Source organism: Aquimarina sp. (genome assembly GCF_977115655.1).
This window is the reverse complement of the sequence record NZ_CDSBKO010000007.1, coordinates 36,032-59,341: the sequence shown is the minus strand read 5'-3', so window position 1 is coordinate 59,341 and position 23,310 is coordinate 36,032. Positions and strand designations below refer to the sequence as shown.

The window sequence follows — 23,310 nt, the reverse complement described above, 5'->3', positions numbered from 1 at the left end:
ATCTTTATATAATATCGTTATTCTTTACTATTATACTAATTCACTAATGTGCGTTATTGTGTTCTTCGGTTGGCTCGTGATGTACTTCTTCTTTTACTTCTGTAACAACAACATCTGTATCTATTCGTTGGGTTTTCCCTTCCAGATCCGCTTTTAGCTTCTCTACATATTGAACGATTTGCCAACGTTCCTGCTCATTAGTTTGAGAAGCATAGGATCCCATAGAGTTAATACCGTAGTACATTACATGGTAGATGCTTCCTTCTGTAATTGCTCTTCCAACATCATCATAACTTGGAACTCCAAGAATTTTTTCTCTTTTAACCAAAGTTCCTTTTCCATCCCCTTTTTCTCCATGGCAGATTGCACAATAAATATTATACAACTCTTTCCCTTTTTCTTCGTTTTCTTTGGTATAACGAACAGGGTTTTTTAAAGTATCTTTAGCCTTTTTATAACCAACATTTGAATTTTCATAATCATAAGGCATCCATCCTCTTGGTATTGAACCTTTGGCTGGCAACATAGCTTCCTGTCCTCCAGGAAAAACACCATATTCACCATAAGTTTCATAACTTACCGGTTCATACATATTAGGCATATACTGATAATTAGGTCTTGAATCTTTTTTACAAGAAACAAAGCAAATCATCACTACTGCCACTGCTAATATTTTTATAGTATTCTTCATTATTACTAATGGTTATCTTCTTCCTTATCTATTATTTTTATTTCTACTGCACCAGTATCTCCCAAAAAGTTAGTAAGATGTTCTACATCGTGGTTACCAGCATCAATTGCCATCAAAAAATGATCATCAGTAGTTCTTATATCCGGGTTTTCAGCTTTTTTAAACGGCCATAATTTACTTCTCATATAAAAAGTAATAACCATTAAATGCGCTGCAAAAAACACAGTAAGTTCAAACATAATCGGAACAAAAGCTGGCATATTCTCTAAATAGCTAAAACTTGGCTTACCACCTATGTCTTGTGGCCAGTCTTCAATCATAATGTAATTCATCATTGTAATTGCTACTGTCAAACCAACACATCCATACATAAATGCTGTAATTGCCAATCTTGTATGAGGTAATCCCATTGCTTTATCTAGTCCATGAACCGGAAAAGGAGTGTATACCTCTTCGATATGATAATGCTCTGCACGAACTTTCTTAACAGCATCCATCAGGATGTCGTCATCGATATATAATGCATGTATAACTTTTGATGCCATACTTCTAGTTATTTTTAAGTTTTTCTGCCTGTCCTGCCCAATCATCACGTTGTGCTCTACCAGGAAAAGATCCAGTAATATTATCTAATAAATCGTACTCAGTTTTGGTCATTTTACTTACTTGATCAAAAGTGAATATCCCAAGTTCATTTAGTTTCTTTTCCATTACAGGTCCGATACCATTTACTTGCTTAAGATCATCTGCAGTTTGTGTAGAAGTATCAAATGCGCCCAAACTACTTAACAAGCTGTTTATATCTTCTTGTTTTACTTCTGTTTTGGCTTCAGTTACTCCCTCTGTTTCGTTAATAACATTAGCCTTAACTTTTGGTAACTCATCTCTATGATCTATCCCTGCTTCTCTAAGTTTCTTGTATTTCTCTCCTGAAGATTTCAAAATTGTTTTCACTTCTGCTTGTGCTATTACAGGAAATGTACGTGCATATAAAAGAAATAAAACAAAGAAGAATCCTATGGTACCAATAAATATTCCTATATCTACAAATGTAGGAGAGAACATCGTCCATGAAGATGGAAGGTAATCTCTGTGCAATGAGGTCACAATAATTACAAATCGTTCAAACCACATTCCTATATTTACTACAATAGATATAAAGAAAGAGAACATGATACTTCTTCTAAGTTTTGGGAACCACATAAATTGTGGTGAAAACACGTTACAAGTCATCATTGCCCAATATGCCCACCAGTATGGTCCTGTGGCTCTGTTTAAGAATGCGTATTGTTCATACTCTACTCCAGAATACCAAGCTACAAAAAGTTCTGTAATGTAGGCTACTCCAACGATAGAACCTGTAATCATAATTACTATGTTCATCAATTCTATATGCTGAACAGTAATGTAATTTTCCAGGTTCGAAACTTTTCTCATAATAATAAGAAGTGTGTTTACCATTGCAAATCCTGAGAAAATTGCACCTGCAACGAAATAAGGAGGAAATATCGTGGTATGCCATCCTGGTATTACAGATGTTGCAAAGTCAAAAGATACAATTGTATGTACAGAAAGTACCAAAGGTGTTGCTAAACCGGCAAGTACCAAGGACACTTCTTCAAAACGTTGCCAGTCTTTTGCTCTACCACTCCACCCAAAAGAGAGTAAACTGTATATTTTTTTATTAAATGGTGTTATTGCACGATCTCTTATCATTGCAAAATCCGGCAGCAAACCTGTCCACCAAAAAACCAGTGACACAGAAAGATACGTAGAGATTGCAAATACATCCCACAATAACGGAGAGTTAAAGTTTACCCAAAGTGATCCAAATTGGTTAGGAATTGGTAATACCCAATATGCCAACCATGGACGCCCCATGTGGATAATTGGAAATAACCCTGCCTGAATAACCGAAAAAATAGTCATTGCTTCTGCAGAACGGTTAATTGCCATTCTCCATTTTTGACGGAATAACAATAGTACTGCCGAAATCAAAGTTCCTGCGTGCCCAATACCTACCCACCATACAAAGTTGGTAATATCCCAGGCCCATCCTACTGTTTTGTTTAATCCCCAGGTTCCTATACCTGTAGAAACTGTATATATAATACAACCTATTCCCCAAAGGAAAGCAACAAGCGCGATAGAAAACACAATCCACCAAGATTTATTTGCTTTGCCTTCAACTGGTGCTGCAACATCCACAGTTACATCGTGATATGTTTTATCGCCAGTTACTAAAGGCTTTCTTATAGGTGCTTCGTAATGAGACATAATCCTTTATAATTGAATTGATTCTTTATTTATTTAATTAGGCTTCTGTAGTATTTCTTACTTTGGTATGATACATCACATTTGGCTTTGTTCCCACATGTTCCAATAAGTGATACATACGATCATCCTCTTTAAGTTTAGCTACTTTGCTATTTTTATCATTAATATCACCAAATACCATAGCACCTGATGAACAAGCTGCAGAACAAGCTGTTTGAAATTCTCCATCTTTTACTTCTCTGCCTTCTCGTTTTGCATCCAAAACAGTTTTTTGAGTCATTTGGATACACATAGAACATTTTTCCATTACCCCTCTGGAACGTACTGTAACATCCGGGTTAAGAACCATTCTACCTAAATCATTGTTCATGTGATAATCGAACTCGTCATTGTTGTTATACAAGAACCAGTTAAACCTACGAACTTTATAAGGGCAGTTATTAGCACAATATCTTGTACCTACGCAACGGTTATATGCCATGTGATTTTGTCCTTGTCTACCATGTGATGTTGCTGCAACAGGACAAACTGTTTCACAAGGAGCATGATTACAATGCTGGCACATTACGGGCTGAAATACTACCTGAGGGTTATCTGAAGGGTTTTCCATTTCTCCAAACTCTGACAAAGAACTTCCTAATCCTGCAATATTATCTTTTTTCTCATTATCTCCTTCAAAGCTTTCTTGCGAAGAGTAGTAACGGTCAATGCGCAACCAGTGCATATCACGGGATCTGCGTATTTCTGATTTACCTACAACTGGCACGTTGTTTTCTGCATGACAAGCAATAACACAAGCACCACATCCTGTACAGGCATTCAAATCTATCGAAAGATTGAAATGGTGCCCTATAGATCGATCAAATGAATCCCAAAGATCTACTTCTGGTGAAGTAACCTCATATTCTATATGATTTTTACTTACTTCAGGAATTGCATTCCACTCGTGTTTATCTTTTGTGTTAAATATCTCTAGTGTGGTTTCTTTTACGATATCCCCACGACCCATTAATGTATTATGTAACTGTACACATGCAAATTCATGGATCCCTTCTGCTACAGTAATCGAAACCTCTTGTACTGCATTAAAATTTTGATATAACGGGTAGGCATTTACCCCTACATTCATTTCTTGTTTAAGCCCTTTAGCTTTACCATATCCCAAAGCCAGACCTACAGATCCTTTAGCTTGTCCCGGCTGGATGATTACTGGTGCAATTACTTCTTTTCCTGCTACTGTAACTTTAGCATAACTACCATTAAGAGCACCATTAGCCACGTTTTCATTGATCAAACCCAGTTGGTCTGCATCTGCCTTTGAAACGGTTAAATAATTATCCCATGATGTTCTGGTAATTGGATCAGGCATTTCTTGTAACCAAGGATTATTAGCCTGTTGACCATCTCCAAGAGATGTTTTTGTATATAGTGTAAGTTCTAAACCATTTGATTTTGCAATAGAAAGCCTTCTTGCTGCTGCTCCAACGTCAGCTCCTGTAGAAATTGATGTGGCAACCGTATCTGTAGTATCTCCTTCTGAGGCTTCTATAGCGTCTACCAGCTCTTGCTTGGGAAGGGCTGGTTTTACTAATACTCCATCATGCAAAGCTTGATTCCATGAGGTTCCTCCCAAAATACCTGTCCATGCACTTTTTATATACTCATCATAAGAAGATGGGTTACCTGTCCATTTTAACAAAGTTTCTTGAAACTGTCTTGTATCAAACAAAGGTCTTATGGTAGGCTGCATTAAGCTATAGCTTCCTTTTTTAAGCTCTACATCTCCCCAAGATTCTAAATAATGCGGAGTTGCAGCTATATAATTACACAATTCTGCTGTTGCATCATTATGCATACTAAATGCTACGGAAAGATCTACTTTTTCAAGACCGGTCTTAAACTCACTTGCATTAGGTAAAGTATATACCGGATCTACTCCGGCAATAAGTAATGCTCCAACACGACCAGCATTCATATCCTTTACCAATTGAGCCACTGCTTTGGCATCTCCCTGGCGTATAGTGCGTGGTGTATTTTGATTAAAAGCTTTGCTTTGTATCGCTTTATTTATTTCTAAAACTACGAGTTGAGCGTCTACATCCTGTATGCCTGATACTACTACGGCACTGCTCCCTGCTTTTTGAATTTGTTTGGCTGCGCTAACTACTTCTGCATCCAGTTTAGAGTCTAAAGCCCCTTTAGAACCAGATCCTGTTACGTATTTATAAAGGGCTGCCAACACTTGCTTTTGCTGTGACGGGGTAGCCTGTATTCTTTTGTCTGCATTAGCTCCAGACAAAGACATGTTTGCTTCAAACTGGATATGTCTGGACATTTTTCCGTTTTCAGGAATACGTCCTTTTGCATAGCCACTATCGTATCCTCCTCCTTGCCAATCTCCTAAAAAGTCAGCCCCAACACTTACTATAGTATTTACTTTAGAGAAATCATAATCTGCAAGTGCTCTTTCTCCAAACATTGCTTGATACGCATCCAAAGCTTCTGTGTTTGATATTGCATCATACACTACATGGGTAACATTTTGGTATTTTGTTTTGAATTCAGAAATTAATTTTGAAGTAGATGGACTGGCATAGGTTTGAGTCAACAAAACTATTTGTTTACCAGCAAGACTATTTAGCTTTGCTCCAACTTCTTTATCCAACACATCCCAGCTAATATCTTCGTTACTCTTTTTAGGACCCTGAAGACGAGAGCTATCGTATAGAGATAATACTGAAGCATGTACTCTTGCATTAGCATCTCCATTTGAAGAAGCAAGATTGTTATTTTCTACTTTAATAGGACGACCTTCTCTTGTTTTAATCAAAACACTAGCAAAATCAAACCCATCTGCAATTGTAGTTGCATAATAGTTAGCCACACCAGGAACTATTCTTTCTGGTTGAACTACGTAGGGTATCGATTTTTTCACAGGCCCTTCACATGCTGCTAAAGATGCAGCGGCAGTACTAAAACCTACATACTTAAGAAAATCACGACGTGTTGTCGATGAGTTTTCTAACGATGATTTATCACCTAAAAATTCATCCGTAGGAATTTCCTTAACGAATTCATTTTGTTGTAGCGTCTCAACAATAGAGCTATTTTCGTTTAGCTCTTCAACACTTTTCCAGTATTTCTTGTTTGATGACATATATAATTGATATTAGCTTCTTACTATATTTTTCCTGTTATGGAAAACAATTTTTTTATTATTAATAATGACATTTACCACATTCCAGACCGCCCATTTGAGCAGCTGTAAGCTGATCTACACCATATTTCTTAGAAAGTTCTTTATGAATTTTCTCGTAATATTTATTATCTGCAACTTTTACGTTGGTCTCTCTATGGCAATTGATACACCATCCCATTGTAAGTGGAGCATGTTGATACATGATTTCCATTTCTTCTACAGGACCATGACAAGTCTGGCACTCTACTCCTGCAACACTTACGTGCTGAGAGTGATTAAAGTATGCAAAATCAGGAAGATTATGTATACGCACCCATTTAACTGGTTCTGTTTTACCAGTGTATGATTGAGTATTAGTATCCCAACCAACAGCTTTATACAGCTTTTGGATTTCCCCGTCATAAAACTCTTTAGAATACTCTTCTGTAGCGGTAGCGTCTGCTACTTCGCTTATCGATTTATGACAATTCATACAAACATTAAGAGAAGGAATCCCTGATGTTTTACTAACTCTTGCTGAAGAGTGACAATATTTACATTCTATTTGATTGTCTCCTGCGTGGATTTTATGTGAATAGTGTATTGGCTGAACAGGCTGATATCCTTGATCAACTCCTACTTGCATAAAGTAACCATACACAAAGTAACCACTAGCTAACAGCAAGAATATTGCTGTCACCAACACTAAAAATTGGTTTTGAACAAATGCTTTCCATATTGGAGTTCCTTTTTCTTCTTTAGGCAACTCTACGTTATTGGCTTCTGCAAAGCTCCTAAGTGTTTTATTTACCAAGAATAAAACCACCATAAGCATTAAAAATACCAAAGCTAAAATTGCAAGAATAACATTAGTAGACACTCCCGATCCACCTCCTGCAACAGCAGTATCGCCTCCTGCGCCAGTACCTAGTTCTGGCGGATCTGCTTTAGGAACCATAACATACGCCAGAATATTGTCTATATCGGCATTTGATAACTGCGGAAAAGCATTCATTGCAGTTTTGTTATATTCCTCAAAAATAGCAACAGCTTGTGCATCTCCCGAAGCAATCATAGCTGAACTATTTTTTACCCAAGAGTAAATCCATTCTTTTTCGTACTTATCTGCTACCCCAAAAAGAGCAGGACCTGTCATTTTTTTGTATCGTTTATGACAAGCAGCACAAAGAGATTTAAACAACTCTTCTCCTTTCGCTACATCTCCTCCAGATGAAGCTTCGGTTGCAGCAACGGTATCAACAGCTGCTTCGTCCTGTCCAAAAACAGGAGTAAAAAAAGTAAATAAAAAAACAGTTCCTAGAATTAGGATTTTAGAGGCTGAATTTCGGTGTTTCACCTGTTTCATATTGTAAAGTAGAATTATCGTCTTATTTTTGGTATGGTTTTTTCATCTATCTCTTAAAAAAAGACATAAAAACCAGCACTTTTAATTCGACGACAAAAGTACTATAATAAGTCGATTTTAGAAATGTTAGATTACTGTTAACTGTTAATTTATAACAATTCTAAATAATATTTTTTAATAATTTTGAATTATTAAACTTTACCTTTGTATCAAATCAATTTGTAATGAGAATGTTAAACACCAGAAACTATATTTTTATATTTGGGTTTTATCTAATAGCTTCCAATCATTTAACTGCACAAGATAACCCAAACATTACTCCAGAAACCCCCAACCAGAGCAATTTTGTTTCTGTAAATCTAACTCCAAGACCAGAGGCTTCTGTAACTATCAACCAAGATCCAAGAATAAAAATGCTTTTGGATATAAAATCCAAGATGGAAAAAGACGGGGAGTTTAGTGATCGTTATAAGATCCAACTATATTATGGAAACTTAAACAAAGCCAATGAGATTGTAAAAGCATCCAAAGAAGCGTTTACAGAATGGGATTCTACTATACAATGGGAAACCCCTAATTACAAAGTATGGATCGGAAATTACCGTACCAGACTTGAAGCAGACAGAGCTTTGAAAGAAATACATACTAAATTTCCGAATGCATTTATATTCAGACCAGAAAAAAGCTAGTTCTTTAAACATAAACAAAAAAAAACCGATGTTCTCACATCGGTTTTTTTTGTTTATATAATATCTGCTACAGCTTTTTCTTAACTGCAACTTCCTGGTATGCTTCAATCACATCCCCAATTCTAATATCATTATAGTTCTTAACCTGTAATCCACAATCGTATCCTTTTCCTACTTCTTTCACATCGTCTTTAAAACGTTTCAATGAAGAAAGCTCTCCTGTGTATACAACTACTCCTTCCCGTATTAATCGAACTCCTGAGTTTCTGTATATTTTACCATTCTGAACCATACATCCTGCAATAGTACCAATTTTAGAAATCTTAAATGTTTCTCTAATTTCTGCGTTACCTGTAATTTCTTCTTTCATTACCGGAGACAGCATTCCTTCCATCGCATCTTTAAGATCATTGATCGCATCATAGATGATAGAATATGTTCTGATGTCGATTTCTTCTTTATCAGCAACTTGCCTAGCATTACCTGCGGGTCTAACGTTAAATCCTATAATAATTGCATCTGATGCTGATGCAAGCAATACATCACTTTCGGTTATTGCTCCTACTGCTTTATGAATAATATTGACATGTATTTCTTCGGTAGATAATTTCTGGAACGAATCTGTTAATGCTTCTACAGAACCATCCACATCTCCTTTAAGAATAATATTAAGTTCTTTAAAGTCTCCCAGAGCAATTCGTCGTCCGATTTCTGCTAAAGTAATATGTCTTTGTGTACGAACAGATTGTTCTCTATGCAACTGTGCCCGTTTAGAGGCAATATCTTTAGCCTCACGCTCATCTTCCAACACACTAAACTTATCTCCTGCCTGGGTTGCCCCATCTAATCCTAAAATAGAAACTGGCGTAGAAGGTCCTGCCTCTTTAACATTATTTCCTCTTTCATCCTGCATCGCTTTAATCTTACCACTATTTTTACCTGCAAGAACATAATCTCCTACTCGAAGTGTTCCTGTTTGAACTAAAACAGTAGAAACGTATCCACGACCTTTATCTAAAAATGCTTCAACTACAGTACCAGAAGCCAATCTATTTGGATTTGCTTTTAATTCTAATATTTCAGCTTCCAGAAGTACTTTTTCTAACAATTCTTTTACTCCTAACCCTGTCTTAGCAGAAATATCATGAGATTGTATTTTTCCTCCCCAATCTTCTACCAATAAATTCATAGAAGCCAGTTTTTCTTTTATCTTTTCTGGATTTGCCTCTGGCCTATCTATTTTATTAATGGCAAACACAATAGGAACACCAGCTGCTTGCGCATGACTAATCGCTTCTTTAGTTTGCGGCATAATATCATCATCTGCTGCTATTACGATTATAGCCAAATCGGTTACTTGTGCACCACGAGCACGCATCGCAGTAAAGGCTTCGTGACCTGGCGTATCTAAAAACGCTATCTTTTGCCCATTCTCCAATTGCACTCCATAGGCACCTATATGTTGTGTAATACCACCGCTTTCTCCTGCAATTACATTTTCTTTTCTTATGTAATCCAGTAAAGACGTTTTACCATGATCCACATGCCCCATAACTGTTACAATCGGCGCTCTTGCTTCTAAATCTTCTTCCGCATCTAAAATCTCTTCTATAGAATCTTCGATGTCTGCAGTTACAAAATCAACTTCATATCCAAACTCATCTGCAACTATAGATAGTGTTTCTGCATCTAAACGTTGGTTCATAGTTACCATAATACCAAGAGACATACATGCAGAAATAATCTGTGTAGTAGGAACATTCATCATCGTAGCAACTTCTGATGCAGTAACAAACTCTGTTACTTTAAGAACCTTGCTTTCCTGTTCTTGTTGTGCTACATCATCTTCTACTTTTTGACGGTGTTGATCTCTTTTATCTCTACGATACTTAGCTGCTTTAGACTTATTAGATTTACCCTGCAGTTTTTCCAGAGTTTCTCTAACTTGTTTTTGCACTTCTTCTTCACTAGGCTCTTCTTTTACAACAGCAGGTCTTTTACCTTTTACAGGGCCTCTTCCTCTATTGGCAGGACCTCTGTTTCCTCCTCCGGCAGCACCCTGACCTCCGGGTTTTCCACCTCCGGGAGTTCCTTGATTAGCTGTCCCATCTTTATTTATTCTTCGTCTACGCTTTTTAGCTGCATCTCCTGCAGATGCAGATTTTTTATCATTTCTATCATCTTTCTTTTTAACCGGTTTTTTAAACTGGGTTAAATCGATCTTTTGCCCGGTAAAATTAGGCCCTTCTAGTTTTTTATACTGCGTTTTGACTCTTTCTGGCTCGTTAGAAACTTCTGTTTCGACAACCGGAGGAGGAGGGGGAGAAACTTTGGGAGTTTCTTTATCCACAACTGGCGGTGGCGGCACAGGAGCTGAAACAGGCTTTTCCTCTTTCACTTCTTTTGGCGCCTGCTTTGTTATTTTCAAACCTATCTTTGGCGGTCTGTTAGAAACTATTTCAGGGATGTGTTTTTTCACCTCTTGTTTTACTTCTTCTTTTTTAGGGATTTCCACTACTTTTTCTTCGGGCTTTGTAGTTTCTTCCTTCTTTTTATTGCCGTCTAATTCAATTTTACCGACCTGCTTGGGTCCGGTTAATTGAGCTTTAGCTTTTACAACTTCTCGAGCTTCGGCACGTTTACGTTTTTCTTCTAACTCATGTTCTATTTGTACACGCAATGCTTCTTTCTCTTTCTTCTTTTCCTCTCCAACTTCTTTAGAGGCCACTTTTTTACTCTTATCTGTTTGAAATTCATCAAACAAGAGTTTATAAATCTCTGAAGAAATTTTTGTAGTAGGACGTGCATCTATCTCGTAACCTTTTGAACTCAAAAAGTCAACAGCCCGATCTAGCGAGATATTGAATTCACGTAATACTTTATTTAATCTCATTGTTCCTGCTTCAGCCATAAACGCCTTTTATTTAATGCTCAAATATAATTATATTGTGATTATTAATCTTCAAATTCAGATTTTAATATTCTCATCACTTCACTTACTGTCTCTTCTTCAAGGTCAGTTCGCTTTACTAAATCACTTATTTCTTGTTCTAAAATACTCTTTGCTGTATCCAAACCTATTTTAGAAAATTCTTCGATTATCCAAGAATCAATCTCATCAGAAAACTCGGTAAGCTCTACATCTTCCTCTACTCCTTCTCTAAACACATCTATCTCATAACCAGTTAACTGACCTGCTAATCTAATGTTATGTCCTCCTCTACCAATAGCTTTAGAAACCTCTTCTGGTCTTAGCATAACCTCTGCCCGATGCGTTTCTTCATTAATCTTTATCGAAGTAACTTTTGCAGGACTTAAAGCCCTTGTTATATACAACTGTAAATTGTTTGTGTAATTAATTACATCGATATTTTCATTACCTAATTCTCTAACAATACCATGTATACGAGAACCTTTCATACCGACACAAGCTCCTACAGGGTCAATTCTGTCATCATAAGAGTCAACAGCTACTTTGGCTTTTTCTCCCGGGATTCTCACCACTTTTTTAACAGAGATTAGTCCATCAAATACTTCGGGGATTTCTGATTCAAACAGTTTTTCTAAAAACAACGGAGAGGTTCTGGACATAATAATAGATGGCTTATTACCTTTAAGCTCTACCGACTCTATAACTCCTCGCACATTTTCTCCTTTTCTGAAAAAATCTGATGGTATCTGCCTGTCCTTTGGCAATATAATTTCATTTCCTTCGTCATCCAGCATTATGATTGCTCTATGGCGAATATGATGAACTTCTGCTGTGTAGATTTCTCCTTCTAAGTCTTTAAATTGCTTATATATATTGGTATTATCATGCTCATGAATTTTAGAAATCAAATTCTGGCGCAATGCCAATATAGAACGTCTTCCTAAATGTATAAGTTTTACTTCTTCTGATACATCTTCACCTACTTCAAAATCAGGCTCTATTTTTCTTGCTGCTGTTAATGAAATTTCCTGATTATCATCTTCAACTTCACCATCTGCTACTACGACACGATTTCTCCATATTTCCAAATCTCCTTTATCAGGATTTATAATGATATCGAAATTGTCATCACTACCAAACTTCTTCTTTAGAGCATTTCTAAACACATCTTCCAAGATCGACATTAGCGTAACACGATCTATAAACTTATCATCCTTGAATTCTGAAAATGATTCTATTAATGCGATATTTTCCATATCAGTATATTATAATTAAAATGTTATTATAACTTTTGCTTCTACAATATTATCATAAGTCACACTAACTTCTTTTGTTACTGTTACCTTACCTTTTCCTACGGGCTTAGGCTCTCTGCTATTCCAGTTTAAGGTGATTTCTTTTTCTGTTACCGAAACTAAATCTCCTTCAAACACTTCTTCTTTTGTTTTTACTTTAAGTTTTCTGCCTACATTTTTTTTATACTGGCGAACATGGGTTAAACCTTCGGAAACACCGGCAGACATTACCTGAAGAGAGAAATCTTCTTCTTCTCTGTCCAAGTTATGCTCGATCGCCCTACTAATAGTAATACAATCTTCTACCTTTACACCTTCATCTCCATCAATAATAATTTCAATACTATTATCCGGATGAATTTTACTTTCAATCAGAAACAGAGACGGATTTTCTTGAAGCGCCTCTTCTAATAAACTACGAACTTTGTCTTTTAATGACATAAATAGATAAAAAGAGGGGACTTTTTTGTCCCCTCATCCTGTTTTTTTAATTTCAACGGTGCAAAGATAGTAATAATATCTTAGATACAAAATATCGCTGAGAATGAATTTATTCGTAAATTTAAGATGCTTTATTTTGGATTAGTTTTTTTTCCAAAAAATTAACTATAAATTAAACCCTAATACTTTTTTTGAATCTATTAAAACAATACCTATTTTTTGAACTTCAAAAACAAAGTCATGATAAAAAATATACTGGTTCCCACAGATTTCTCCAAGCAAGCAGAAAGTGCTTTAAAAGTAGCTGCGCAAATTGCAAAAAAAAATAATGCACAAATTTACCTACTACATATACTGGAACTCCCAATGCACCTGGCAGACCTGATGTCTTCTGGCATGCCCGCCCCTGCTCCTGAGGCAGTTTTTTTTATGAAACAGGCTCATAAAAAATTTGAAGAGGTAACAAGCAGGGATTACTTAAAAGATATTAATGTAATTGATACTGTGAGCTTTGAAGATGTAATGCATGGGATTATAAATTCCAGCACCAAAAACAATGTAGATATTATCATTATGGGATCTCACGGCTCATCTGGTTTTGAAGAATTATTTATAGGCTCTAACGCCGAAAAAATAGTAAGAACATCCAAAAAACCTGTTCTGGTAATCAAAGAAGATTGTGATATTTTTAACATAAACGACTTTGTGTATGCAACTAATTTTGATGACGAGGACAAATCATGCCTACAAGCAGCTCATGATTTTTCTAAATCTATAGATGCAAAACTTCATTTGGTTTGGATAAATACCGCTAATGGCTTTAAAACAACTTACGAAACTGAAGAAAAAATGAATAAAATGATATCTAATCTGCCTATTAACAATTATACCTTGAATATATACAATGATATTACCGTAGAAAAAGGCATCTTGAATTTTGCAGAATCAATTCACGCAGGTATGATTGGCATTAGCACTCATGGCAGAAAAGGGATATCTCATTTTATTAACGGAAGCCTGGGAGAAGATGTAGTAAATCACGCAAAAAGACCTGTTCTTACCTTTAAAATATAGAAACCGCGCTAAAAAAATGTACCAGAACCTGATCTAACTATCTGAGTAACCGGAGTTGCTACATTTTTAAAAAACAACAAATGTTGTGCGTTAAAATCGAAAAACCCCTGAGTTTATAATAACTCAGGGGTTTTTTCTGTTGGTCTACTAGGGCTCGAACCTAGACTCTTCTGGACCAAAACCAGACGTGTTGCCAGTTACACCATAGACCAATGTGCCTTTGCGGGTGCAAATTTAAAATTTTCTTTTAGCTCTGCAAACATTTTTTGAAAAATTATTTAATAAATATGTTTTTTCTTCTTTACACATCTATAATCAAAGTCTTAAAATATAAACTTCTGTTAAGCGTTTCCTAAAAAAAACAAGGTTAAAGTATTTTTATTACTAAATTCGCCACACGTTATATAAACGAAAAATTCTTATGAGTACATTCAACTTTATCAAGTGGAATAAAATACTGGGATGGATAGTATTTGCCATTGCTTTATGTGTTTACACAATGACCGTAGAACCTACAGCTAGTTTTTGGGATGCAGGAGAATATATTGCTACTTCTTCAAAACTACAAGTTGGTCATCCTCCGGGAGCTCCTTTATTTCAAATGATAGGGGCTTTTGCCTCTGCTTTTGCATCAGATCCTACACAAATTGCTTTAATGGTAAATATGACCTCTGCCTTTGCCAGTGCTTTTGCTATTTTATTTATGTTTTGGTCTATTACTATATTGGTTAAAAAAGTCATTTTAAAAGATGAAGAGTTAACACAAAGCAAATCAATAGCAATATTAGGAAGCGGATTAGTAGGCTCCCTGGCTTTTACCTTTACAGATAGCTTTTGGTTTAATGCCGTAGAAGCCGAAGTATATGCCATGGCTACCTGTATCCTGTCTGTTCTTTTTTATCTTGGGCTATTATGGGAAAGAGACATGCATACCACCAGAGGCAATAAGTGGCTGATTTTAATTTCATTTATCGTAGGGTTATCTTTTGGAGTTCATTTTATGGGCTTATTATCTATTCCTGCAATAGGATTATTATATTACTTTAAAAATTACAAAGAAATAACAATAAAAAATTTCATCATCGCCAATATTGTGGTTGTAGCAATTTTATTGTTTATTTTTAAACTCTTATTACCATCTACATTAAAATTCTTTGGTGCCTCTGAAGTCTTTTTTGTAAACTCTATTGGTCTTCCTTTTAACTCAGGAACTATTATTGCAGGGCTAATAATTGCAACAGCCTTCTATTTTGGTATAAAATATACACGAAAAAAAGAGTATGTTCAATTAAACACATTACTGCTTTGCGTATTATTTATACTCATAGGATTCTCTAGTTGGATTATGTTACCTATAAGAGCAAATGCTGGTACTGTTATAAATGAAAACAACCCAAACAACGCCAGAGAATTATTAGCGTATTACAATCTAGAACAATACCCCGAGACACATCTGTTTTATGGGCCTCAATTTACAGAAATCTATGCTGGTCTTGACGAGAACAACCCTTATCAGGACGATAAACCCAAGTACGAAAAAGATCTTAAAACTGGTAAATATATTATTGTTAACGATTGGAAAAATGCAAAACAAAATCTGGACGACGCACACAAAGCATTTTTACCAAGAATGTGGAGCACAGAACATATAGCAAACTATATGGAATACTCGGGGCCAATTAGTTTTACCATAAAACCTGAATATCAAACCGAAGAAGAATTACTAAGTGCAGTAACCCAGTTTAGAAGAGAATATGCCAAAGGGAAATTAGATAACGATGATTACAGCAAGTTTTTACAATCTTTTGGCAATTATCTAAATGTAGAAAAACCTTCTTTTTGGGACAATGTAGTATATCTTTTTGATTATCAAATAGGATATATGTACTGGCGTTATTTTATGTGGAATTTTGTTGGCAGACAGGACGATAATCAAGGAAAACTTACTAATCTGGAAGGAAACTGGCTAAGTGGAATTAAATTTATCGACGAGATTCGATTGGGGTCTCAGGATAATTTACCTAGCGATGTCCTTAAAAACAAAGCAAGAAACACGTATTATTTCCTACCTTTACTCTTAGGATTGATTGGATTTATATTTATGCTACAAAGAGACAAGAAAAAATTCTGGGTACTACTCGTATTTTTTCTTTTTACAGGTCTTGCATTAAAAATATACCTTAACGAAAGACCTTTTGAGCCACGAGAAAGAGATTATGCATTAGTAGGATCTTTTTATGTGTTTGCTATTTGGATAGGATTTGGGGTGTATGCATTATTTGATTTACTTAAAACATATCTTAAACCCAAAATAGTTGCTCCTGCTATTACCTTTGTCTGCTTATTAGCTGTTCCTATAGTATTAGCTGCACAAAACTGGGATGACCATGACCGTTCTAATCGATACACTGCGCAATCTATGGCAAAAATGTATTTACAGTCCTGTCAAAAAGATGCTATCCTTTTTACTATTGGAGATAACGATACCTTTGCGTTATGGTATGCACAAGAGATTGAAGGGTACAGAACTGATGTTAGAACTGTAAACACCAGCCTTTTTGCCACAGACTGGTATATCGATCAAATGAAAAGAGCAGCTTATGAAGGCAAACCTATACCCTCTCAATTAACACATGATTTTTATAGATTTGGAAACAATGATGCCATATATTACAAGCAGGTAACTAATGATACCATGTTAATTAAAAACTGGATGCGTTGGATAGAAACGGACGACCCCAGGACTAAAGGAGACTTACAAAGTGGAAAAAAAGTAAACACATTTCCTACTAAACATATAAGAATACCAGTTGATAAAGAAGCGGTGCTTAAAAATGGTATCGTAGCTCAAAAAGATGCAGATCTTATCGTGCCATATATAGATATTCACCTTAAAGGAGATATGATCTTTAAAAACCGCTTATTAATGTTAGATATTATTGCCAATAACAACTGGGAAAGACCTATTTATTTTACAGGTGGAAGTTATGGTGACGATGATTTTTTATGGATGAAGGATTACTTACAACTAGATGGGGTAACCTATAAGTTAGTTCCTATTTTAACAAAAGTAGATCGCAAAAACCCTTTTGAAATGGGAAGAATCGACACTGATCTTATGTATAAAAATGTGACAAGTTGGGACTGGGGCAATAGTGAAGATCCTAATATATATCATGATCCGGAAACCAGAAAAAATGCAATAACCTACAGAAGCAATCTGGCACGACTAGTGGAAGTATTAATACAAGAAGAGAAAAAAGAAAAAGCAAAAGAGATCTTAGATTTGGCAATGGAAAAAATGCCAATAGAGTATTATGAATATTACACATTGGTAGAGCCTTATGTTAATGGGTATTATAAAATAGGAGAAAAACAAAAAGCCAGAGATCTTTGGCTAAAACTTGCCAAAAAATACCAAGAACAACTTACTTACTTTGGCAGTCTTGAACTTAAAGATCAATATAATTATGCTGAAGAAATTGTGACCAATGTAGAACGCTATCGTAGTGTAGTAGATCTATTATTAATTAATCAGGATCGAGAAATGGTAGAAGAAAAAGCGGATGAATTTAATAAATACCTTAGACTCTTTACCAGATTATACTCTACCGATGAAGAATATGATGACGAAGAAGCTATTAAGAAACAAGAAGAGGATTTAATTAAAGAGTTTCAAAATAGTAAAGAAAATTCTCTGGACTCCATAGACAGCATTCCTAATTAAATATTTTAAAGAAAGTATAACAAAGTAAAAACCAGTATCCTTTATCTGTCTGAGTTGTCGAATACCAATTAATAATTATTAGTTAAAACTTGGACAACTCAGACAGACAAATCATGGCTACTTTCAAACAGTTTCTTATACCCATTTATATGGCACCCACAATCCCCATTAAAACCCCAAGGATAATCAAAAAGCTTTTTCCAAGGTATATATGGGATTTGTATACCGTAAGTGACAACAAAATATATTTAACTTTTGATGATGGCCCTGTTCCTCATATTACAGAATTTGTTTTAGACCAATTAGATCAGTATAATGCTAAAGCAACTTTTTTTTGTATTGGAGACAATATTCATAAATATCCAGAAATTTTCAATCAAATCCTATCCTCTGGCCATACCGTTGGTAATCATACAATGAATCATTTAAAAGCGTGGAAAAATACTAATGATGTGTACATACAAAATGTAATAGATTGTGAAAACATAATCAAAGAGCATTCTAAAGTAAAATCTACACAACGATTATTCAGACCGCCTTATGGGCAAATAAGCCGTTCTAAATTTAAAACCCTCAAAAATATGGGGTACAAAATTGTACTTTGGGATGTTTTATCTATGGATTGGGAAAAAACAATTTTGCCAGAAAAATGTTTGCAAAATGTAATTAAAAGTTCAAAAAAAGGAAGTATCGTGGTTTTTCATGACAGTATAAAAGCTTCAAAAAACCTTATCCAAACGCTTCCATTAGTATTGGAGCATTTGACTAAAAAAGGATTTGTTTTTGACTCTATTAGATTTTAAACATACTCTTTCATAATACCAATCAGGGTATTTGCATCCTGCTCACCACTTTGCCTCCAAACCATTTCACCATCTTTGTAAATCATCAAAGTAGGTAATCCTTTTATACGCAACGCTGTAGCCAACTCTTCGTTCTTATCAACATCAATTTTTATAACTTTTCCTTTATCCCCAAGAGCTGCTGCTACATCCTTTAAAACCGGATGCATTGCTAAAGAAGGTTCGTTCCATTCTGTAAAAAAGTCCAATAAAACAGGAACTTTAATACCTATTAAATCTCCAAACTTTGACATTTTTAAACTTTTTATATTTTGGGTTTCTTTGTATCAACCATTATACTGTTGTAAATATAACACTTTCTATGAATTAAGCGGGCTTAACTTCTTTTCTCAATTCGATTACCGTAATCTCTGGCCAAATTCCTACCCTGCCCGGAAAAGCATGAAATCCAAATCCCCGGTTTACATTAAGATAGCGTCCCATTTCATTATACATTCCTGCCCATTGTTTATACACGTATTGTACCGGGCTCCATCTCATAAACCCGGGTATTTCTATACCAAACTGAAAACCATGAGTATGACCACTCAATGTAAGATGATAATGATTAGGGTGTTTCTTAACCTCATATTCCCAATGCGAAGGATCATGGCTTAACAAAATTTTAAAATCTTTATTGTTTACTTTTTCGGACGCTTTATTTAAGTCCCCGGCTTTTTTAAAATTATGCCCCCAGTTCTCTACACCTATAATCGCAATACGATCTCCTTGTTTTTCGATAAAAGCACTATCATTAAGTAACAGATTAAAATCAATTTTAGTATGGATTCCTTTTATTGCATCAAAATTTGCATCTTTCTCCTTTTGACTATTCCATGTAACATATTCTCCATAATCATGATTTCCCAAAACCGAATATTTGCCATATTCCGGAGTTTTAATTCGTTTAAAAGTATCTATCCAATCATTCATTTCATCTGCCACAGTATTCACAATATCTCCCGTAAACAAAATAAGATCCGTTTCTTGCTCATTAATCAAATCTACAGCATATTCAATCTTTGCCGCATCATCAAAACTACCAGAGTGTATATCTGAGATTTGTGTAATACGAAACCCATCAAAAGCTACCGGAAGATCTTTAAAATACAATACATGGCTTATCACTTTAAAATTATATTTTCCTTTAAAAATACCATGTAGCAACCCTGCAAAAGGTATTGCAGCAATACCCAATGCCAATTGGCTTATAAATTGTCTTCGATCAGGCATATACTGAGTTGCCTTGCCTTCAAAAAAAGTATTTGTAAGGTAGTTATATCCTGTAATACAAAGTCTAACAATGTCCTCTCCAAACAAAAACAACACTAATATTAATTTTGGCACTAAGGCTAGCAACAACATTGCCGTAGCCCTTAAAGTATATTTGGTAGGCCCTACACTACGGTCATAATTAGCAAAAACATATATCACATACCCCAAAACAAGCAAAGAAATTGCCAGATATCCTATTTGTATCCATTGATTTTTTGTAATAGTTTTTATAGCTTGATAAGCATAAAACTCGACAAGAACATATAGAATTACCGGAAGTATCCAACGCATAGTTTGACTTTAAATTCGTTTAGCAAACAAAACTATTCCACTTTTTAATTTCTAGCTGTTTTTTAAGTAAAAATTAACGATAAATAAAATTTAACGCTCTTAAACTATCAAAATCGTCATTTTATTGAACATAAATCTTAATAATTTCTTTTAGAACTAAGATTTTTATTTGTAACTTCGTTCCGTAGTTTTATTTTTAATACTACATTTTAATTATAAAGACCTATACTATATATAAAAAATTACTATCGTATTTATAGCAGTTGATACATTGTTATCAATTTTATTTTGGGGCGAAATGCCGTCAGTTTTTGACGGCATTTCTTTTGTTTTTATTAGCCTTTTAAATCATTTTGATGAATCTTCTTTTTATATTGCATTTCTAAAAAAAATTGAACTTATATCATGTCACAAAAACGTCTTTTCCTTCTGGATGCCTTCGCTCTTATCTTTAGAGGATATTATGCTTTGATAAAAAACCCAAGAATCAATTCCAAAGGTCAGGACACTTCTGCCGTATTGGGCTTTGTAAACTCTTTATTTGATGTTATAAAAAGAGAAAAACCAGATCACCTGGCAGTTGCTTTTGACAAACAAGGAAGTAAAGATCGTTTGGATATTTTTCCTGAATATAAAGCCAATCGCGACGAGACTCCCGAGGCTATTAAGATTGCTGTGCCTATCATTCAGGAAATATTAAAAGCAATGCATATTCCTATTATAGAGCGTGCCGGTGTAGAAGCCGATGATTTAATTGGAACCATTGCCAAACAAGCCGAAAAAGAAGGCTACAAAACCTATATGGTTACTCCTGATAAAGATTATGCACAATTAGTATCTGAAAATATTTTTATGTATCGCCCAGCCAGAATGGGCAATGGTATCGAAATCTGGGGAATCCCTGAAGTACAAAAAAGATTTGAAGTAGAACACCCGGATCAGGTTATCGATTATTTAGGCATGATGGGGGATGCCGTAGACAACATCCCGGGATTACCCGGAGTTGGTGATAAAACTGCCAAAAAATTTATTGCAGAATTTGGATCTATGGAAGGCTTACTGGCTAATACAGATAAGCTGAAAGGTAAAATGAAAGAAAAAATAGAAGCTAATGCAGAATTGGGGTTATTATCCAAAAAATTAGCAACTATTATTATAGATTGCGATGTAACCTTTAACGCCGATGACTATCAACTTTCTGAACCCGATTCTAAAAAAGTACAAGAACTATTTGAAGAATTAGAGTTTAGAAGACTTAAAGATCAATTTATAAAGATTTTTTCTGGAGAAGATCTATCCCCTACAGAAGTAACCAGTACCACTACAGCAAAAAAGCAGGCAAAAGAAGCTGGAGCAGGACAATTTTCTTTATTTGGCGGAGATCAGGAACCTACAGAAATAGCTTCGTTCTCTGGCAGAAAAACAATTTCTGACACAGAGCATTTTTATCAAAGTATTGCTCCCGGAATGTCCATGAAATTGTTTCTTCAAAATATACTGAAACAAGAAAACGTTTGCTTTGATACCGAAACTACCGGTCTTGACCCTCTTGTAGCAGAACTTGTTGGAATTGCTTTTTCATGGGAAACAGGAAAAGGTTTCTATGTTCCTTTTCCTGAAAACCGAGAAGAGGCACAAGAATTAATCGAACAGTTGCGTCCTTTTTTTGAAGCAGATCATATTACCAAAATTGGTCAAAACCTAAAATATGATATCAAAGTATTGGCTAAATATAATATTGAAGTTAAAGGGAAATTATTTGATACTATGCTTGCTCATTATCTTATCAACCCGGATATGAGGCATAATATGGATGTACTTGCCGAAACATATCTTAATTACTCCCCGGTTTCGATCACAGAATTGATTGGAAAGAAAGGAAAAAACCAATTATCTTTTAGACAAGTTCCCCTTGATCAACAAACTGAATATGCAGTAGAAGATGCAGATATTACCTTTCAGTTAAAAGAACATTTTGCCCCAGAACTTAAAGAGGCCAAAACAGCAACTTTATTCGAAGATATTGAAATCCCTTTGCTAAGAGTTTTGGCCGATATGGAAATCGAAGGCATTAATCTGGATGAAGAATTTTTACAATCGCTTTCAGGAGAATTAGACAACGACATCAAACAATTAGAAACTAAAATTTATACTGAAGCCGGAGAAGAATTTAATATAGCTTCCCCAAAACAATTGGGCGTTATTTTATTTGAAAAATTGAAATTGGTAGATAAACCTAAAAAAACAAAAACCGGTCAGTACTCCACCGCAGAAGACGTATTGTCTTATCTGGCAAAAGACCATGAAATCATTAGGAATATATTAGATTTTCGTGGCTTGGCTAAGTTAAAAAGCACTTATGTAGATGCCTTGCCAACGCAGGTAAACAAAAACACAGGCCATGTACACACCGATTATATGCAAACAGTGGCTGCCACAGGACGATTAAGTTCTAATAACCCTAATTTACAAAATATTCCTATTCGTACAGAAAGAGGAAGACAAGTTAGAAAAGCTTTTATACCAAGAAACGAAGAATATATATTGCTCGCCGCAGATTATTCGCAAATAGAACTACGAATCATTGCTGCATTGAGTAAAGAAGAAACTATGATCGAAGCTTTTAAAAATGGTGAAGATATCCACTCCTCTACTGCTGCAAAAGTTTTTAACGTTCCTCTAGAAGAAGTAACCAGAGAACAACGTAGTAATGCCAAAACGGTAAATTTTGGTATTATTTATGGTGTCTCTGCTTTTGGATTAAGTAACCAAACTAGTCTTTCCCGAAATGAAGCAAAAGAATTAATAGATACCTATTACAAAACCTATCCCAAGCTCCGCAACTATATGAGTGAACAGGTAGATTTTGCAAGAGATAATGGCTATGTACAAACAGTTTTGGGAAGAAGACGATATCTTAAAGATATTAACTCTGCCAATGCAATAGTACGTGGTGCGGCAGAACGAAATGCGGTAAATGCCCCGATACAAGGCAGCGCCGCAGATATTATCAAAATAGCAATGATAAATATCCATCAAAAACTAAAACAAGGAAGCTATAAAACCAAAATGCTTTTACAAGTACATGATGAATTGGTATTTGATGTTTACAAACCTGAATTGGATATCATTAAAACCCTAATCAAAACCGAAATGGAAAATGCTTATAAACTAGAAGTCCCTCTGGATATAGATATGGGAACAGGGAAAAATTGGCTCGAAGCACATTAAA

Annotated in this window: 15 protein-coding genes and 1 tRNA gene; 5 read left to right on the top strand and 11 right to left on the bottom strand. The window is 35.2% G+C overall.

Features of this window, described 5'->3' with window-relative positions; translation table 11 throughout:
- Positions 1–43: 43 nt before the first annotated feature.
- The 5 genes from ACZIYX_RS04400 to ACZIYX_RS04380 all read right to left on the bottom strand — a co-directional run bounded on the left by ACZIYX_RS04400 (position 44) and on the right by ACZIYX_RS04380 (position 7,512).
- Positions 44–691, bottom strand: coding sequence for a c-type cytochrome (locus ACZIYX_RS04400; protein WP_462680983.1), 648 nt, complete (start codon positions 689–691; stop codon positions 44–46).
- Positions 692–696: 5 nt separating this feature from the next.
- Complete coding sequence (locus tag ACZIYX_RS04395) at positions 697–1,236, bottom strand: DUF3341 domain-containing protein (protein ID WP_462680982.1); 540 nt, start codon at positions 1,234–1,236, stop codon at positions 697–699.
- 4 nt (positions 1,237–1,240) lie between these two features.
- The gene (nrfD, locus tag ACZIYX_RS04390) at positions 1,241–2,971 is read right to left on the bottom strand and encodes an NrfD/PsrC family molybdoenzyme membrane anchor subunit (RefSeq protein WP_462681039.1); all 1,731 of its coding nucleotides are present in this window, start codon (positions 2,969–2,971) and stop codon (positions 1,241–1,243) included.
- A 34-nt stretch (positions 2,972–3,005) separates the two neighbouring features.
- Positions 3,006–6,125: a TAT-variant-translocated molybdopterin oxidoreductase gene (locus tag ACZIYX_RS04385; RefSeq protein WP_462680981.1), complete on the bottom strand. Its 3,120-nt coding sequence runs from the start codon at positions 6,123–6,125 to the stop codon at positions 3,006–3,008.
- A 61-nt stretch (positions 6,126–6,186) separates the two neighbouring features.
- Entirely contained in the window at positions 6,187–7,512 is a 1,326-nt protein-coding gene (locus ACZIYX_RS04380; protein ID WP_462680980.1) for a c-type cytochrome, read from the bottom strand.
- A gap of 224 nt (positions 7,513–7,736) precedes the next feature.
- Here ACZIYX_RS04380 and ACZIYX_RS04375 point away from each other — a divergent pair, with 224 nt between their 5' ends.
- Complete coding sequence (locus ACZIYX_RS04375; RefSeq protein ID WP_462680979.1) at positions 7,737–8,201, top strand: SPOR domain-containing protein; 465 nt, start codon at positions 7,737–7,739, stop codon at positions 8,199–8,201.
- 67 nt (positions 8,202–8,268) lie between these two features.
- On the opposite strand, the gene infB is transcribed toward ACZIYX_RS04375, so the two are convergent.
- From infB to rimP, 3 genes are read right to left on the bottom strand one after another with little or no spacing between them, the layout of a single operon-like run.
- Positions 8,269–11,112, bottom strand: coding sequence for a translation initiation factor IF-2 (gene infB / locus ACZIYX_RS04370; protein WP_462680978.1), 2,844 nt, complete (start codon positions 11,110–11,112; stop codon positions 8,269–8,271).
- Positions 11,113–11,156: 44 nt separating this feature from the next.
- Positions 11,157–12,389, bottom strand: coding sequence for a transcription termination factor NusA (gene nusA / locus ACZIYX_RS04365; RefSeq protein WP_462680977.1), 1,233 nt, complete (start codon positions 12,387–12,389; stop codon positions 11,157–11,159).
- 15 nt (positions 12,390–12,404) lie between these two features.
- Complete coding sequence (gene rimP / locus ACZIYX_RS04360; RefSeq protein WP_462680976.1) at positions 12,405–12,869, bottom strand: ribosome assembly cofactor RimP; 465 nt, start codon at positions 12,867–12,869, stop codon at positions 12,405–12,407.
- A 240-nt stretch (positions 12,870–13,109) separates the two neighbouring features.
- On the opposite strand from rimP, the gene ACZIYX_RS04355 reads away from it, so the two are divergent.
- Positions 13,110–13,943 (top strand): universal stress protein, encoded by an 834-nt coding sequence (locus ACZIYX_RS04355; RefSeq protein ID WP_462680975.1) that lies wholly within the window; start codon positions 13,110–13,112, stop codon positions 13,941–13,943.
- 139 nt (positions 13,944–14,082) lie between these two features.
- Here the strand turns inward: ACZIYX_RS04355 and ACZIYX_RS04350 are convergent.
- A tRNA-Gln gene (locus ACZIYX_RS04350) sits at positions 14,083–14,155 on the bottom strand.
- Between the two features lie 209 nt (positions 14,156–14,364).
- On the opposite strand from ACZIYX_RS04350, the gene ACZIYX_RS04345 reads away from it, so the two are divergent.
- Positions 14,365–17,670 carry a glycosyltransferase family 117 protein gene (locus tag ACZIYX_RS04345; RefSeq protein ID WP_462680974.1) on the top strand — a complete coding sequence of 1,102 codons (3,306 nt, stop codon included), beginning with the start codon at positions 14,365–14,367 and terminating at the stop codon, positions 17,668–17,670.
- Between the two features lie 149 nt (positions 17,671–17,819).
- Positions 17,820–18,473 (top strand): polysaccharide deacetylase family protein, encoded by a 654-nt coding sequence (locus ACZIYX_RS04340; protein WP_462680973.1) that lies wholly within the window; start codon positions 17,820–17,822, stop codon positions 18,471–18,473.
- On the opposite strand, the gene ACZIYX_RS04335 is transcribed toward ACZIYX_RS04340, so the two are convergent.
- Positions 18,470–18,766, bottom strand: a complete 297-nt coding sequence (locus ACZIYX_RS04335) for a thioredoxin family protein (RefSeq protein ID WP_462680972.1) — start codon at positions 18,764–18,766, stop codon at positions 18,470–18,472. The genes ACZIYX_RS04340 and ACZIYX_RS04335 overlap by 4 nt on opposite strands.
- Positions 18,767–18,839: 73 nt before the next feature.
- Positions 18,840–20,078, bottom strand: a complete 1,239-nt coding sequence (locus ACZIYX_RS04330; RefSeq protein WP_462680971.1) for a metallophosphoesterase — start codon at positions 20,076–20,078, stop codon at positions 18,840–18,842.
- Between the two features lie 402 nt (positions 20,079–20,480).
- On the opposite strand from ACZIYX_RS04330, the gene polA reads away from it, so the two are divergent.
- Positions 20,481–23,309 carry a DNA polymerase I gene (gene polA, locus ACZIYX_RS04325; protein ID WP_462681038.1) on the top strand — a complete coding sequence of 943 codons (2,829 nt, stop codon included), beginning with the start codon at positions 20,481–20,483 and terminating at the stop codon, positions 23,307–23,309.
- Position 23,310: the final 1 nt, after the last annotated feature.